8 protein-coding genes are annotated in these 17,147 nt (G+C 65.8%); 1 reads left to right on the top strand and 7 read right to left on the bottom strand.

The genetic code is table 11. From position 1 onward, the window contains the following. Positions 1–46 precede the first annotated feature (46 nt). From V3596_RS21265 to V3596_RS21240, 6 genes are all read right to left on the bottom strand, one after another. Positions 47–1,579, bottom strand: coding sequence for a methyl-accepting chemotaxis protein (locus tag V3596_RS21265; protein WP_334279848.1), 1,533 nt, complete (start codon positions 1,577–1,579; stop codon positions 47–49). A gap of 80 nt (positions 1,580–1,659) precedes the next feature. Beyond that, entirely contained in the window at positions 1,660–3,492 is a 1,833-nt protein-coding gene (locus V3596_RS21260) for a GGDEF/EAL domain-containing response regulator (protein ID WP_334279847.1), read from the bottom strand. Further along, positions 3,485–5,974 carry a hybrid sensor histidine kinase/response regulator gene (locus tag V3596_RS21255; RefSeq protein ID WP_334279846.1) on the bottom strand — a complete coding sequence of 830 codons (2,490 nt, stop codon included), beginning with the start codon at positions 5,972–5,974 and terminating at the stop codon, positions 3,485–3,487. The genes V3596_RS21260 and V3596_RS21255 overlap by 8 nt, the downstream gene beginning before the upstream one ends. A gap of 8 nt (positions 5,975–5,982) precedes the next feature. Further along, positions 5,983–6,954 carry a diguanylate cyclase gene (locus V3596_RS21250; protein ID WP_334279845.1) on the bottom strand — a complete coding sequence of 324 codons (972 nt, stop codon included), beginning with the start codon at positions 6,952–6,954 and terminating at the stop codon, positions 5,983–5,985. Continuing rightward, positions 6,954–11,810, bottom strand: coding sequence for a CHASE domain-containing hybrid sensor histidine kinase/response regulator (locus V3596_RS21245; protein WP_334279844.1), 4,857 nt, complete (start codon positions 11,808–11,810; stop codon positions 6,954–6,956). Before V3596_RS21245 ends, V3596_RS21250 begins: the two co-directional genes overlap by 1 nt. A gap of 98 nt (positions 11,811–11,908) precedes the next feature. After that, complete coding sequence (locus V3596_RS21240; RefSeq protein WP_334279843.1) at positions 11,909–13,405, bottom strand: NAD-dependent succinate-semialdehyde dehydrogenase; 1,497 nt, start codon at positions 13,403–13,405, stop codon at positions 11,909–11,911. Positions 13,406–13,563: 158 nt separating this feature from the next. Here V3596_RS21240 and alaS point away from each other — a divergent pair, with 158 nt between their 5' ends. Beyond that, positions 13,564–16,191, top strand: a complete 2,628-nt coding sequence (gene alaS / locus V3596_RS21235) for an alanine--tRNA ligase (RefSeq protein ID WP_334279842.1) — start codon at positions 13,564–13,566, stop codon at positions 16,189–16,191. Positions 16,192–16,401: 210 nt separating this feature from the next. Here alaS and V3596_RS21230 read toward each other — a convergent pair whose 3' ends face one another. Next, positions 16,402–16,620 carry a hypothetical protein gene (locus V3596_RS21230; protein ID WP_334279841.1) on the bottom strand — a complete coding sequence of 73 codons (219 nt, stop codon included), beginning with the start codon at positions 16,618–16,620 and terminating at the stop codon, positions 16,402–16,404. Between the last annotated feature and the right edge of the window lie 527 nt (positions 16,621–17,147).

The raw sequence follows: 17,147 nt of genomic DNA, 5'->3' as shown, positions 1-17,147 counted from the left end.
CTCTCAGGGCCTGGGCAAGGCGGCCGCGGTGCGTCGCCAATTCAGCTCAGAGCTTGAACAAGGAGACCACGCGAGACAGCGTCTGCGCCTGTAGCTTGAGGCTCTCGGCGGCGGCAGCCGATTCCTCGACCAGGGCGGCGTTCTGCTGCGTCACCTGGTCCATCTGCATCACGGCGTCGCTGATCTGGTCGATGCCCTGGCTTTGCTCGCGGCTGGCCAGGCTGATCTCGGCCAGCAACTGGCTGACGCGCTGGACTTGCGACACGATGTCGTCCATCGTGCGGCCGGCCTCGGTGACCTGCGCAGCGCCGGCCTCGACCCGCTCGACACTGGCGCCAATCAGGTTCTTGATCTCCTTGGCAGCCTCGGCCGAGCGGCTGGCCAGCGAGCGCACCTCACTCGCAACCACGGCAAAGCCACGGCCCTGCTCACCTGCCCGCGCGGCTTCCACGGCGGCGTTCAGCGCGAGGATGTTGGTCTGGAATGCGATGCCATCGATCACGCCGATGATGTCGCTGATCTTCTTGGACTGGTCGGTGATCTGGCCCATGGTCGTGACCACGCCCTGCACCACCTGCCCACCCTTGCCGGCCACGCCCGAAGCCTTGGCCGCGAGGCTGTTGGCCTCTTCCGAAGTCATCGAGTTCTGCTTGACGGTCGAGGTCAGCTCCTCCATCGAGGCGGCGGTTTCTTCCAGGCTGCTCGCCTGCTCCTCAGTGCGCTGGCTGAGGTCCATGCTGCCGCTGGCGATCTCGGTGGAGCCCGAAGTGATGGACTCGGCACAATCGCGCACCTGGCTGACGATGTCCACCAGGCCCTGATTCATCTTGGCCAGGGCTCCGAGCAACTGGGCGGTTTCGTCCGAGCCGCTGAATTCGATCTTGCGGCGCAGGTCGCCGGCGGCCACGGTTTCCGCAATCTCGACGGCTTCCTTCAAGGGGCCGGTGATCGAGCGCACGATCATCACCGACAGCACCGCAGCCACCGCCAGTGTCAGCAGGAACACGATGATGCTCGTCCATAGCAGCGCCTTGAAGGCCTCCTGGCTGGCCTTGTACTCGCTCTCGGCCACGGTCAACTGCAGGTCGATCAATTCCTGCAGATCGCCAGCCAGGGGGTCGATCGCCGGATACATCTCGGCGCCGGCAAACTTGGCCACGCCTTCGAGATTGCCTGCACGGGCCAGTTCGAGCAGCTTGGCGGCGGCGCCCTCGGCGGCTTTCAGGGCCGGTCTGGTCTTGTCGATCAGGGCCTGCTCTTCCTTGGTCAGCTCGGTGGCCAGATAGGCCTTCCACTCCTTGTCTACAGTTTTCAGCGCCTGTTCGATGGCTCGCACTGCAGCATCGGGCTTCATGCCGCCATCGCGCAGCTTGTGCGCTGAATCGACAACGCCGATGGCATAGCCGTCCGCCACTTCATTGAGCTGCTTGACCGGCACCATGCGGTCGCCATAGAGCGAGCGCAAGGTGTTGTTCGAGCTGTCCAGCCGCATCAGCGAGACAAGCACCACCAGGGCCAGCAGCCCCAGCAGGCCGACAACCAACAAGGCCAGCCTCTTACTGATCGAGATCGAGTTCATGTGCATTCCCCTTTTAACAAGGTCTTCAACCCAGCTACCCCAACCAGGCAAAACACTCAGCGAATCTCTCGACGCAATCCTCAGTAAATGAAGGGCTGCGGCTGCTCCAGCCCATACCCTTGTGCGAAATCGACACCCAAATCGGTGAGCAGGGCGATGATCGCCCCGTTCTCGGCATATTCGGCAATCGTGCGCCGGCCCATGACCTGCCCGATCTCGTTGATCGAACGCACCATGGCACGGTCCACCGGGTCGCTCACCATGTCCTTGACGAAGACACCGTCGATCTTCAGGAAGTCGACCGGCAAGGACTTCAGATAGGCATAGGACGAGACGCCGCTGCCGAAGTCATCCAGCGCAAAGCGCAATCCCAGGCGGCGGAACTTGTGGATGAAACGCAAGGTGCGCGGCAGGTTGGTCACGGCCACGGTCTCGGTGATCTCGAAGCACAGCTTGGGCGGCGGCAGATGGCCCTCCTCCAGCAGACGCTCGACGAACTCCTCGAACATCGGGTCGCCCAACGACAGACCGGAGAGGTTGACGCTGCACAGCGCCAGACTTTGCAGCTGCTCGGGATGGCGCCGGTAATGCCAGCTGAGGCGGCGCAGCACCCAGCGGTCGATCTGGGCCATCAGGCCGAAGCGCTCGGCCGCCGGAATGAAGCCATGCGGCTGCACCAGACCGCCCTGCTCGTCGCGCATGCGCAGGAGCACCTCGAAATGCTCGCCCTCCTCGTTGACCTGCAGGGGCTTGATGCGCTGGCGGTACAAAACGAAGCGGTCTTGCTCGAGCGCCTGGGTGAGGCGCGGCGCCAACTGCATCTGGGCCTGGCGCGTCTGCAGGTCGCCCACCTGCTCGTCATAGACATGCACGCGGTTGCGGCCTTCTTCCTTGGCCGCGAAACAGGCGGCATCGACCCGGCCCAGCAGCGCGTCGACCGAGGTCTCGTCACCCTTCACGGCGGCCAGGCCAACGCTGGCGGCCACGCCAAAGGTGTGCTGTTCCCAGACGAAGCGATATTCCTCGATGGCGCGGCGGATCTGGTCGGCCTGACGCTTGCCCTGTTCGATGCTGACGCCGACCAGCAGTGCGGCGAACTCGTCACCCCCCAGCCTCGCCAGCAGGTCCCCCGGCCCCAGCAGGCCGCGTATCAGCTCCGCCACTTCACGCAGCAGCTCATCGCCGGCCACGTGGCCACAGACGTCATTGACCACCTTGAACTGGTCCAGGTCCAGGTAGAGAAGGCAATGCGGCAGGCCGGCACGGCTGCTCAGCAGGTGAGCGAATGCGTCCTCGAAGGCCGGCCGGTTCAGCAGCCGGGTCAGGAAGTCGTGACGCGCCAGGAAGTTGAGCCGGTCTTCGGCCTGACGGCGCTCATTGACCTCCAGGCGCAGGTTGCGGTTGGCCACCGAGAGTTCGCGCGTGCGCTCGAGCACCCGGCGCTCGAGTTCCTGACGCGCTTCCTCGAGGCCGGCATTCTTCTCGGCCAGCTCGCGCACCAGCCAGCCCAGCTTCAGATGTGCCATCACGCGTGCGCCAAGCTCGGCTTCGCGCACAGGCTTGACGAGGTAATCTACGCCACCGACCGCAAAGCCCGCATCGACGTTGTCGCCAGCGCCGGTCACGAAGATCACCGGTATGCCGGCCGTCATCGGATTGCTCTTCAGGCGCCGGCAGGTTTCCAGGCCGTCGATGCCAGGCATCATGATGTCCAGCAGGATCAGGTCCGGCAGCAGGCGCTCGACGATCTGCAGGGCCCGCTCGCCGCTGGTGGCGGTGGACAACTCATGGCCCAGCGGTTGCAGGAGACCGCTGATGACCTCCAGATTGGCCGGCGTGTCATCAACGATCAGGATGCGCGCGCTGCGGCTGGTGCTGGTGCTGGTGCTGGTGCTGGTGCTGGCTTCAATCATGGTCGGCCTCCGCCAGGGCTGCAGAAAAACCGTCCCAGTCGAAGCGGCGCAGCATCTGCCGCAGCAGCTCCACAGCCTCGGCATCGCCACCGGCCACCAGCCAGCCGTCCAGCAGGCGTTGCGCCTTGGTCAGCTCCCCCAGCTCGGCCGCCTCGCGCAGGGCATGGCGCAGCGCCTCCGGCACATGCGGTCGGCCGGTTGCGGGGGGCAGGTCTTGCCTGGCCGGGCTCGAGGTATCGATCAGATGCACACCCAACAGCTGCGTCAGCGTGGCTACGATGTCCATGAGCATAAAGGGTTTGCTGACCGCTTCATCAAAGCCGGCCGAGAGAAAGTCTTCCCGCCTCATCGTCAGGCTGGACGCCGACACAGCCACGATGGGCAGTTGCGCCGTCGCAGCCTGGGCGCGCAGGTGCTTGAGCGCCTGGATGCCGTCCATGCGGGGCATGCGCAGGTCCATGTAGATGATGTCGGGCGGCCGGGCCAGCGCCAGATCGCAGCCCTCCTGGCCATCGACCGCCAATTGCACCTCGGCACCCAGGCCTTGCAAGGTCTCGCCGAGGATGCGGCGGTTGTCATCGTTGTCGTCCACCACAAGGGCCCGCACGCTGCGCTCCAGCCGCCCCTGGACCGGGCCTTGCCTGACGGCCTTTGGTGCCAGTTCCGCCGCGGCTGCCAGGGGCAGTTCGACACTGGCTTCACAGCCAGGGTTGGCGTTGCGCAAACGCACCCGGCCACCCATCGCATGCACAAGCCCGCGCGTGATCGCCAGGCCCAGGCCGGTGCCGCCCTTGGCAATGCCTTCCTCACCCTGGTGAAAGGCTTCGAAGACATGCTCGGCTTCGTTCTCTGGCAGGCCCGGACCGTCGTCGTGGATCAGGAAGCGGAAACGGCCATCGATCAGCCGCTCGGCTCGCAGCTCGATGCGTTCACGGCCGAACTTCATGGCGTTGCCGACCAGATTGATCAGCACCTGGTTGAGCTTGTGGCGGTCGCCGCGCACCGGGCAGGGCTTGGGCAGGACCAGGCCGGTGCACCAGGTCAGGCCTTGCTGGCGGCAGCGCAGCTCGAACAACTCGTCCAGCCCCTGAAGCAGCTCGCTCAGGTCAAACACCTCGTCCTGCAGGTCGATATGGCCGGCCTCGATCTTGGCCATGTCCAGCACCGAATTGATCAGCGCCAGCAGATGCTGGCCCGCCCTGGCGATGGCGTTGACCTTGTGCCGCTCCTCGGGGCCCAGCTGGCCGTCTCGCTGCAGCAATTGCACATAGCCCAGCACGGCATTCATTGGCGTGCGGATTTCGTGGCTCATATTGGCCAGGAAGCGGGTCTTGGCCCGCGAGGCATGCTCGGCGATCAGCAGGGCCTGTTCACGTTCGATCTCGGCCTCGCGCCGCACCTTGATTTCGGCTTGCAGCTCCTGGGCGGCGGCAGCCAGCGCGCGGCGCTGCAGAGCCTGGCGGCGCTGCTGCCAGGCCAAGGCCAGGCTGCCGGCTGCCAGCATCAGGCCGAACACCGCAAAGCCCTGTGCGACGACTCGCACCGGTTGATAAGCTTCGGCCTCGTCGATCTCTGTCGCAAGGCCAAAACCCAGCTCGTCCAGCCATTGCCAGGCACCGATCACGCGCACGCCGCGGTAGTCGCGGTAGCCCTCCACATCGATGCCGCTGCGCCCCGCGACGGCCGACTGCGCCATGCGGGTGAGCGGCCATTGCGCGGCGGGCAGCTTGTTGCGCTGCCCCTGAACCAGATTGACGCCCGGGTCGCCCAGGCGCAGGCCGAGGATGGCCGAATGCGCAGCCGGAGGCAGCAGCCCGATGGCCTGCAGATGGTCGGGAAACCGGCTCTCGGTGTACAACTCACCTTCCGGGCCGAAGGCATAGGACTCGCCCGTGGCACCGAAGCGGGCCACCGCCAGCGTGCGCGATAAACCCGCGCCGGCCAGGCGGTGCAGCAGCAGCGCATGGCGCACGGGCTGCCCCTCGGCACGCTCGAGCGGCACGGCAAGGCTCACCCAGGCAGACTGCCCAGGGCCGCGCCGCTGCAGGCCCAGCACCGTGTTCTCGCCGCGCCGCAAATGCACCAGGCCGCGAGCCCGGGAGAAGTCGGGCGCTTGCGTCCAGCTCACGCTGCTGGCCAGCAGCCGGCCCTCCATGTCGATCAGGCTGACGGCCTGCCCTTGCAGGCCTTCCTCGAGATCCTGGAGCCGCGCATCCAGGCGTGGCCGGTTGCCACTGGCGATGAGCTCGGCCAGCTTGGCACTTTCGAGCGCATGGCGCGCGCGCTGCCACTCGCTTTCCAGCCACAGCTGCATCGATTCGCGGTTGGCCGTCAGCGTGGCCTGCAGCTGGCTTTCGAGCGCCCGTTGCTGGCTGGCGTTGACAACCTGGAAGGTAGGCACGCCAACGGCCAGCGCCGCCAGCATCGGCAGCAACAAGGTCAGGCCCTGCCACCGAGACTCGCGGCGGCTTTGCTTGTCCATGCCTGCGTTCACAGCTGGATCGCGCATGCGCGGGCGCGCCCCTGGGCCTTGGCGCGATAGAGCTGCTCGTCGGCGGTTGTGATCAACTGCGCCGACTCGATGCCCGCATGCGGCTGCACGCAGGCAACACCCAGGCTGATGGTGACTTCGGCGCCGGCGTCGGAATGTGCATGCGCCATCTGCTGCTCACGCACCGCCTGCTCCATGCCGGTGGCCACCGCCAGCGCGCCCGCCAGGTCGGTTTCAGGCAGGACGCAAGCGAACTCCTCGCCGCCATAGCGACTGAGCAGGTCGCCAGGCCGCTTCAGGCAATCCTTCAGGGCCAAGGCGACACGGCGAAGGCAATCGTCGCCGGCCAGATGGCCGTAGTGGTCGTTATAGCGCTTGAAGAAGTCCACATCGGCCAGCACCAGGGACAAGGGCGCGCCGGTGCGGCGGGCTCGCTGGAATTCGAGCTCGAAGCGTTCGTCGAAATGACGCCGGTTGTAGAGGCCGGTGAGACCGTCCAGAAAGGCCAGGCGACGCAAGAGATCGGACTGCAGCTTCAGGCTCAGCTGCGCCTTGACCCGGGCCCGCACGACGCCTGCATTGAAGGGCTTGGAGATGAAGTCCACCGCGCCGGCCTCGAGGCCGCGGGTCTCGGCTTCGGCATCCTGGTGGGCGGTCACGAAGATCACCGGAATACCCCGCAGGTCGGGCGAACGCTTGAGCTCGCGGCACAGCTCGTAGCCGTCCATGCCGGGCATTTCCACGTCGAGCAGCAGCAGATCGGGCTGGCGGTCCCGGCACAGGGCCAGCGCCTGCGAGGCGTGGGTGGACATGAAGACCTGATAGTCAGCCGAGAACACCTGGTAGAGCGCCTGGATGTTGAGCGGCTGGTCGTCGACCAGCAGCAGGCGCGGACGCCGCCCGAGCAGCCTCAGCAGGCTGCCGTGGTCATGCGCCGGTGCACCATCCGCTGTCAGGCCCAGGTCTTCCATCAGCTGACTCCCTGCGGCAGATTCTGGCACTGAGCCAGCGCAGTCTCAAAATCAAGCTCGGTGATCGCTGCCTGCAAAGAGGCAAGACCTGGCCCCAGACTGGCGCCATGCTGCTGGCGCAACTGCTCGAAGGCGTCGAGCGCTGCCAGGTCGGACTGGGCCAGAAGCGCCACCAGGTTGCGCATCTGCGAAGCCAGTGAGGGCCCGTGGGAAATCGCTGCTGTTGCGGGCGGCGGCTCCGCGCCGGCGAGCGCCTTGGCAACCGACTGCAGTGCTGCGCAGGCCTCGGCCAGTTCGTGCTCGAAGCGCTGCAGCTGATCATCCGCCAGCGAGCCGTCCGCGCGAAGGCGGCTTTCCAGCAGCTGGGCCTGGGCGCTCAGGCGCTCGGCCCCAAGCGTGGCAGCCAGACCGCGCAGACCATGCAAGGCACCCGCCGCCTCGGCCACCTGGCGTGCGCCAAGAAGCTCACGAAGACGCGCAGCCAGCCCAGCCTGACCTTGCGCAAAGCTGGCGGACATCCGTGCAAGCAGTTCGCGCTTGCCGCCCAGCCGGTCGAGTGCTGCGGCGATGACTACACCCTGCTGGCGCGCAGCCTCCACAAGCACTGCGATGTCTTCCAGGCCGGCACGCGGCAGGCGCGCGGCGAGATTGCCGCGGCCGCAGAGCCGGTTCAGGAGTGCCACCAGATGGTCGATCTCGAAGGGCTTGCCGACATGCTCGTCCATGCCAGCGGCCCGGCTCGCTGCCTGGTCCGCCGGCATGGCGTTCGCGGTCATCGCGACGATAGGTAGCTCGCGCAAGCCCAGCTGCTCTCGAATCACGCGCGTGGCCTCGTAACCGTCCATCACCGGCATCTGCACGTCCATCAGCACGGCATCGAACTGCGGCTGCGCGCTGCTGACCAGGTTGACCGCCTGCTGACCATCGGCCGCGAGCAGCACGCTGGCGCCTTCATCCTCCAACAGCTCGCAGGCCACCTGCTGGTTGTTGAGGTTGTCTTCGACGATCAGCAGCCGCAAGCCGGCCAGGCGCTGCAAGGAAGGCAGACGCAAGGGCTTGCCGGGCTCGGCGCCGCCGGCGGTGCGGGCATCGACCACCGCATCCAGCAGCATCGAGGCAGTGACCGGCTTGACGAGGAAGCCGTTCAGCAGACCCTGCTCCTGCTCGCTGCGCTGGGCCAGCATTTCGCGGCCATGGGCAGTGACCATGACCAGCAGCGGCGTGGCCGCATCGGGCGCCAGCTCGCGGATGCGCTGGCTGGTTTCCCAGCCGTCCATGCCGGGCATCTGCCAGTCCACCAGCACCACCTGGTAGCTGGCGCCACCGCCATGCCGCGCGGCCAACTGGGCCAGCGCCTCAGCGCCGGAGCCGACGGTATCGACCCGCCAGCCGAGTGAGCGGGCCATCGAGCCGAGCATCTCGCGAGCGCTCGAGTTGTCATCGACGATCAGCACGCGCAGCTCCTGATCCTCATGCACAGGTGCGCCGGCCTCGGCGGCCGCCAGGACCGGCAGGCGCAGCTGGAAATGAAAGCGGCTGCCGGCACCCAGCACGCTGTCCAGCTTGAGCTCGCCGCCCATCATTCGAGCCAGGCGCTGGCTGATCGCCAAGCCCAGACCGGTGCCTCCGAAGCGCCGCGTCGTCGAGGCTTCTGCCTGGGTGAAGCCGGTGAAGATCTGCGCCTGGTGCTCGGGCGCGATGCCGATGCCGGTGTCGCGCACCGCAAACTCCAGCAGTACGTCTTTGTCGCCTCGCTCCAGCAGCCGCAGCTGCACCACGACCTCGCCCTTCTGCGTGAACTTGATCGCATTGCCGCCGAGGTTGATCAGCACCTGCTGCAGCCGCAAGGCGTCGCCCATCAGCAGCGGCGGCAGATCGGGTGCGATGTCGAACAAGACCTCGACCTGCTTGTTGCCCACCGTGGCCGAGAGGATCACCGAGAGCTCGCGGAACAGCTGGTCAAGCCGGAACGGATGCGGATCCAGGCTCATCTTGCCCGCTTCGACCTTGGAGAAGTCGAGGATGTCGTTGAGCAAGCCCAAGAGCGAGCGGGCCGCGCCATCAGCCTTGCCAGCATAGTCAGCCTGGCGTGGGTTCAGCGTGGTCTTCTGCAAGAGCCTGAGCATGCCGAGAATGGCATTCATCGGCGTGCGGATCTCGTGGCTCATATTGGCGAGGAACTGGCTCTTGGCCTCGTTGGCCTGCTCGGCCTTCTGCGTGGCCAGCTGCAGCGAAGCCTCGTGCTGCTTCTGGCGGGTCAGGTCGATGGCCAGTCCGAGGTGGCCCAGCATCTCGCCGTCCTCGGTCTGCATTGGATTCACCGTCAGCAGCACCGGCACGCGAGCGCCGCTCTTGTGGACATAGGTCCATTCCTGGGCCACACCCAGCAACGCGCGGTCGACAAAGACCTCGTTGCCCATGATCGGACGCATCAGCCGCACCGACCACTCGGCCGCGCGCTGGCGCACCTCCTCGGCATCATGGAACAGCTCCATAGCGCGCTGGCCCAGCACCTCCTCGCTGCGATAGCCGAGCAGGCGCTCGGCACCTCGATTGAAGACGGTGATCTCGCGCGATCGCGAGGTGGCGATGATCGATACGTCAACCGCAGCGTCAAGCACCGTGCGCAGCAGCAGGCCGGTGCGGGCGATCTCGGCCTCGGCCTTCTTGCGTTCGCTGATGTCGAGGTAGGTGGCGACAAAGCCCCCACCGGGCATAGGCGCGCCGCGCACCTCGATCACACAGCCGTTCGGCCGGTTCCATTCGACCTGGTGTGGCTCCTCGCTGCGACCGCGCGCCATGATCTTGGCGATATGTCGCTCGGCTTTCTCGACCGGGCCGTACTCGCCGCGCATTGCATTGAAGCGCACGATGTCTTCGTAGCGGGTGCGGCCGACCTGGAACTGCTCGTCGGGCAGCTCGATCAGCGCACGGAACTGCGCGTTGTAGGCCTGCAGGCGCAGCTCGGAATCGAACACGCTCAGACCGCAGGGCAGGTTCTCCAGCACGCTGCGCAGCACTTCGTTGTTGCGCACGGTGCGGGCCTCGAGAGAGCGACGGGCCGTGATGTCCTGATAGGCTCCGACCAGCTTGATCACGCTGCCATCGGGCCCGCGCTCGGCGGCTTCGCCAACCACGCGCACCCAGATGAAGCGACCGAGCGCAGTTGTCAGGGGCAGCTCGATGTCCCAGCCCTCGCCGGTGCGCGCAGCCGTCTCCACCGCATCGCGCAACAGGCCACGGCCGCCGCTGCCGTAGTACTTCAGTGCCTGGTCGAGTTCGGGTGCGAGGCCGCTGGGTTCGTCGTGGATGTGGCAGGCCTGCATCGACCAGCGCATGGTCCGCGTCGGCAGGTCGAGTTCCCAGCCACCGACGCCGGCCAGGCGGCCGGCGTGGTCCAGCATGGTGTTGCGCGCACGCAGCTCGGCCTCCATGGCCTTGCGCTCGGTGATGTCCAGCGCGATCTCGATGAAGCCGGTGACCGCGCCGTCAGCGTTGCGGATGGGCTGGATCTCGGTCTCGGCCCAGTAGAGGCTGCCGTCCTTGCGTCGATTCTGGATTTCGAGGCGGGCGCCGACGCCTTCAGAGGTCACATCGGCCAGCAACTGCAGCGCCGCAGGGTCGGTCTCCGGTCCCGTGAGCAGTTCACCCGGCGTTCGACCCAAGGCCTCTTCGCTGCTGTAGCCGGTCAGCCGGGTGAAGCCCTCGTTCACCCAGTTGATGCGCAGTTCGCGGTCGCCGCTGAGCACCGCGTTGTTGGTCGCACGGGCCACGCGTGCGAGCAGTTCCAGATCGACCGTCATCTCCTTGGCCAGTGCCTGAGCACGCCGTCGGCCCGAGCTGAGCAGCCAGGTTACCCAGGCCAGCGCAAGGCTCAACAGAGTGCCTGCACCGGCCAGCAGCCACGGTCGTTCCAGGTTGGGGCTTTGCTCGAAGGCCGGCGTACTCTGTGTTCGCAGGAGCAGTTCGCGACCACCAAGGGCAATGCGTCGCTGCCAACTGAAACGAGCGCTGCCAGCGTTGGTGGTGGAGACATAGACGCGCTGTTCCGGCAAGGGCAGCGGGCTGTCAAAGAGCTCGAACTCCAGCAGGCCGTCGGCGGCCTCGCCCATGCCGGCGCCCAGTTCATCGGCCATCAGCACTGCATAGACAAAACCCTGCAAGGCCTGAGGCGGTTCCGGCTCGCCTGCGCGCGGCACGCCACTTCGGTAGATCGGCAGCAAGAGCAGGAAGGCCTGCGCATTGCTCTCCTCCTGCAACAAGCGCAGCCGGCCTGACAAAGTGAGCGCGCCGCTGCGACGCGCCTGCAAGGCCGCGGCATAACGCGTGGGCTCGGCGTTCATCACCAGGCCCAGCGCCACGCGATTGCGCGCCGCCGGCTCGGCAAAGCGAACCACATACTGCTCGGCGTCGGACAGCTGGCTCTGCAAGTTGAAATGCTCCGCCCCTTGCGCACGCTGCGCCCGGACGAAACTCGCCAGCTCTTCGCGCGGCACGGCCTGCACGAAGCCCAGGCCGCGCACACCGCGCAGCTCGCGCCGCAGGCTCAAGGATTCGACAAAGACGCTGAACTGCTCGCGCCGCAATTCGCCGGAGGCAGCGAACAGGCCGCGGGCACCTTCCAGGGCCAGCACGCTGGCATCCAGCCGACGGCCAAGTTCGGCCTCGATCCGCTCGCTCAGGCCGGCAAACCGCCCCTGCACCTCATGCTCGGCCTCGGCTTGCCAGGTGATGGCCAGCAGGCCCGTGCTGGCCAGGCCGCCAACCAGCACCAGCAAGGCAGGCCAGGTCTCGGCCAGCACCAGCAGGCGCTGCCAGACCTTGTGGATGCCGTCGACCAGGGGCGATGCCTGCATGGGCTTGCTCCGCGCGCGCAAGATGCAGCGCGGATGACCCGATATTCAACGCAGGCACGCGTCCGCCGCCCCCGTGGAATCCCTGGCGAACGGTCTGTTCAGCCCTGGAGATCCCCCAGACAGAGGTACTTGATCTCCACATAGTCCTCGATGCCCTGGCGAGCCCCCTCCCGGCCGAGACCGCTTTGCTTGACCCCACCAAAGGGGACTTCAGCGGTGGAGATAAGCCCGGTGTTCACGCCCACCATGCCGTACTCCAGCGCCTCGCCGACTCGGAACACGCGGCCAATGTCGCGGCTGTAGAAGTAGCTGGCCAAGCCAAACTCGGTGTTGTTGGCCAGGGCAATCGCCTCGGCCTCAGTCTTGAACTTGAACACCGGCGCCACCGGGCCGAAGGTTTCTTCGCGGGCGCAGAGCATGTCGGGCGTGGCGTCCGCCAGCAGCGTGGGTTCGAAGAAGCGCAGGCCCAGCGCCTCGGCCCGGCGGCCACCCACAACCAGGCGCGCGCCCAGAGCCAGGGCATCAGCCACGTGGGCCTCGACCTTGGTGATGGCAGCGTCATCGATCAGCGGGCCCTGGTTGATGCCCGGCGTGAAGCCATTGCCGACCTTGATGCCGGCCACCTTGGCCGCCAGCTTCTCGACGAAGGCGTCGTAAACGCCTTCCTGCACATAGAAGCGATTGGCGCAGACGCAGGTCTGCCCGGCATTGCGGTACTTGCTGACCAGCGCGCCTTCGACGGCCGAATCCAGGTCGGCGTCATCAAACACGATGAAGGGCGCGTTGCCGCCGAGCTCCAGCGACAGTTTCTTGATCGTCGGCGCGCACTGGCGCATCAGGATGCGGCCAACCTCGGTGGAGCCTGTGAAGGAGAGATGGCGTACCACGGGGCTGTCGCACAGCACCTGGCCGATGGCGATGGACGCGTCGGCGTCGGCGCTCAAGACATTCAACACGCCGGCCGGCATCCCGGCGCGCTGGGCCAGCTCGGCGACGGCCAAGGCCGACAGCGGCGTGGCCTCGGCGGGCTTGATCACCACAGTACAACCCGCAGCCAGGGCCGGCGCGACCTTGCGGGTGATCATCGCGATGGGGAAATTCCAGGGCGTGATCGCGGCGCAGACGCCGATGGGCTGCTTGATCGCCAGGTAACGCTTGTTGTTGTCCGTGGTCGGGATGGTTTCGCCATAGATGCGCCGGCCCTCCTCGGCAAACCATTCGATGAAGCTCGCGCCGTATGTCACCTCGCCGCGCGCCTCGAACAGCGGCTTGCCCTGCTCGGCCGTCATGATGCGGGCCAGGTCGTCCGCATGCCTTATCAGCAACTGGAACCAGCGCTGCATGATGGCTGCGCGCTCCTTGGCCGGCTTGGTGCGCCAGGCTGGCCAGGCGTTGTTGGCCGCCGCCACGGCCGCTTCGGCATCCACCGCGCCGAGATTGGCCACCTCGGCCAGCAAGGCACCGGTCGCGGGGTCATGCACCGGGAAGCGGGCGCCACTGCTGCCGCTCACCCATTCGCCGCCAATCAGGGCCTGGGTCCTGAGCAGACTGGCGTCATCCAGGGTCGCCAGGGGTTCCAACAGGGATTGGTCCATCGTCACTCGCTCCGTCTCGTTCGTTCATTCGCTCGATGCGTTGGAGGGGCAACTCTACCCGGGCCGGGAGCCGCTTCGACGGGTCAGGCCGCTTATAATCGAAAGCCCCGAAAAATCAAGTATTTACCGCTTGCGGTAGCCGCAGAAAGCCCTCCGGAATGAAAGCAGCAGAGATTCGCCAAACCTTCCTGAAGTTCTTCGAGTCCAAGGGTCACCAGATCGTTGCCTCGAGCCCGGTCGTGCCCGGCGATGACCCGACGCTGCTGTTCACCAACGCGGGCATGAACCAGTTCAAGGACGTGTTCCTGGGCTTTGACAAGCGCGCCTACAGCAGGGCCACCACCAGCCAGAAGTGCATTCGCGCCGGCGGCAAGCACAACGACCTGGACAACGTGGGCTACACCGCGCGCCACCACACCTTCTTCGAAATGCTGGGCAATTTCAGCTTCGGGGACTATTTCAAGCATGACGCCATCCAGTTCGCCTGGGAGCTGCTAACCACCAAGTTCATGCTGCCGGCAGAGAAGCTGTGGGTGACGGTCTACGCCGAGGATGACGAGGCCTACGAGATCTGGAACAAGGTTGTGGGCGTGCCCGCCGAGCGCATCGTGCGCATCGGCGACAACAAGGGCGGCCGCTACATGTCCGACAACTTCTGGATGATGGGCGACACCGGCCCCTGCGGCCCCTGCACCGAGATCTTCTACGACCACGGCGAAGAAATCGCTGGCGGCCCGCCGGGCAGCCCGAACGAAGACGGCGATCGCTACATCGAGATCTGGAACAACGTCTTCATGCAATTCAACCGCACCGAAGACGGTGTGATGCACAAGCTGCCCAAGCCCTCCGTCGATACCGGCATGGGCCTGGAGCGCCTGGCGGCCGTCCTGCAGCATGTCCATTCGAACTATGAGATCGACACCTTTGTCAGCCTGCTCGCTGCGGCCAAGGCGGCCGTCGATGCGGCCGGTGGCGGCGACTGCGACAAGGAAAGCGCCTCGCTGAAGGTCATCGCCGACCACATCCGCGCCTGCTCATTCACCATTGTGGATGGCGTGATCCCGGGCAATGAGGGCCGCGGCTACGTCCTGCGCCGCATCGCTCGCCGCGCAATCCGCCACGGCTACAAGCTCGGCGCCCGCAAGCCCTTCTTCCACCAGATCGTTGGCGAGCTGGTGAACCAGATGGGCGATGCCTATCCGGAACTGCGCCAGGCGCAGGCGCGCGTGACCGAGGTGCTCAAGCAGGAAGAAGAACGCTTCTTCCAGACCATTGCCAATGGCATGGAAATCCTCGAGGCCGCTCTGGCCAAGGGCGAGAAGCAGGTCGACGGCGAAACCGCCTTCAAGCTTCACGACACCTACGGCTTCCCGGTCGACCTGACCGCCGACGTCTGCCGCGAGCGTGGCGTGACTGTCGATCAAGCGGGCTTTGACGCCGCCATGACCCGTCAACGCGAGCAGGCCCGTGCCGCCGGCAAGTTCAAGATGGCCGCCGGCCTTGAGTACAAGGGCACGGCCACGGCTTTCCACGGCTATGAGCACCTGGTCTGCGAAACGAGCAAGGTCACGGCTGTGTATGTGGATGGCGCGCTGGTCAGCGAAGCCAAGGCCGGTGACGACGCCGTGGTGGTGCTGGACCACACGCCTTTCTACGCCGAGAGCGGAGGCCAGGCCGGCGACAGCGGCGAGCTGCGCAACAACACGAGCCGCTTCGCCGTGGAAGATACGTTGAAGATCCAGGCCGATGTGTTCGGTCATCATGGTCGGGTGCTGGAAGGAACGATCAAGACCGGCGACCAGTTCGCCGCCAAGGTGAACGCCGAAGCCCGCAGCAAGACCGTGCGCAACCACAGCGCGACCCACCTGATGCACAAGGCCCTGCGCGAAGTGCTCGGCGGCCATGTGCAACAGAAGGGCTCGCTGGTCAACGCCGAGCGCACCCGCTTCGACTTCGCGCACAACGCGCCAATGACGGCCGAGCAAATCCGCAGGGTCGAGGCCATCGTCAACGCCGAAATCCTGACCAATGCGGGGGCCAAGGCCGAAGTGATGGCGCTGGACGACGCTCAGAAGAGCGGCGCGATGATGCTGTTCGGGGAGAAGTACGGCGAGACTGTGCGCGTGCTCTCCATCGGATCCTCCAAGGAACTCTGCGGCGGCACACACGTCAAGGCCACGGGCGATATCGGCTTGTTCAAGATTGTTGGCGAAGGCGGCGTGGCTGCTGGTGTGCGCCGCGTGGAAGCAGTCACGGGCGACGGCGCCCTCACCTATCTGCAATCGCTGGAAGACACGGTGCAGGCTGTGGCCGGCACGCTGAAGGCGGCTCCCACCGAGCTGGAGCAACGCGTTCATGCGGTGCTGGATCAGGTCAAGGCACTCGAGAAGGAACTCGCTTCGGCCAAGAGCAAGCTGGCCTCCGCCCAGGGTGATGAGCTGATGGCTCAAGCCGTAGACGTCAAGGGCATCAAGGTCCTGGCCGCCACGCTGGTCGGCGCAGATGCCAAGACGCTGCGCGAAACCATGGACAAGTTGAAGGACAAGCTCAAGACGGCAGCCATCGTGCTGGCAGCTGTCGACGGCGACAAAGTCCAGCTGGCAGCCGGAGTCACGTCGGACAGCATCGGCAAAGTCAAGGCCGGTGACCTGGTCAACTTCGTGGCACAGCAAGTGGGCGGCAAGGGTGGCGGCAAGCCCGACATGGCCATGGCCGGTGGCACCGATGCCAAGGCCTTGCCTGCTGCATTGGCTGGTGTGCAAGCCTGGGTGGCGGAGCGGCTCTGACCCGAGTCACTCACTCGAAGATTCAAGGGCCCTTCTGGGCCCTTTTCTTCTTGGGACCATGAGCCCCACCGCACCACCTTAACTACCCTCCACTTCAAGTGCTAGGCGGCGCCACCATGTGTGGACAGCTTCGCGATGGGCCGCCGAAACCCGAAGCCACCCGCTTGGGTCTGAGTCCGAAGGACAGCGCTCAGGTTGCGCTGGAAGGAATCAGATGGGCCTGACAAGACCGCGCACAGGCATGGGATGCTGCTGAGCCACGCGATACATGGGCTCGACATGTTGGCCCTCGATCACAACTCGGGGCAGCTTGGCCGGAGCGGGCGCCACCGGCGGGGGCGGCGTGCTGCCCAGGCGCTTGCCCGTGATGACCAGGCGCGCCAGCTTGACCACCTCACTCGCTTGCGCAGGCACAGCAGGCAAGCCCAACGTCAGGGCAAGGGTCAAAGAACTCGCAATAAGGCGGTAATCGCAGCGTCGCATGGGTCTCTCTCCACGAGCCCGGTCTGATGGCCGAGCTTTGTAGGGATCGGAGTATTCCCAGTGCCGAGATGAGCCGCCACGGACAAGCGACGAACTGCATCCCGCTGCGACAAAGCGGGGATACGAGGGAGCGAATACCTGCAGGAGGGAGATCTCGACATGTTCGATTAATGAACTTCAAGACAACTTCATCGCCGTCTTCGACATGTCACCGGGACTTGCCGCACCTTGTAGCCGATGCATCGGAAGACGGCGGCGCTTTCAAGGTATTGACGGAACGGGGCGTCCAAGATGAGCCAGGATGCCGACTGCAGCAGGACGCAGAGATATTGCATGCTGAGCGCAGATATTGCACGCTGCAAAAGCAAAAACCCTCCGACTCATGGGAGTCGGAGGGTTTCGCGGGGTAAATAGCCTGACGATGACCTACTTTCACACGGGAATCCGCACTATCATCGGCGCTGAGTCATTTC

The sequence above is a fragment of the Roseateles microcysteis genome (assembly GCF_036880965.1).
Classification (GTDB): Bacteria; Pseudomonadota; Gammaproteobacteria; order Burkholderiales; family Burkholderiaceae_C; genus JAUASW01.
This window is presented reverse-complemented; position numbering and strand designations above follow the sequence as displayed.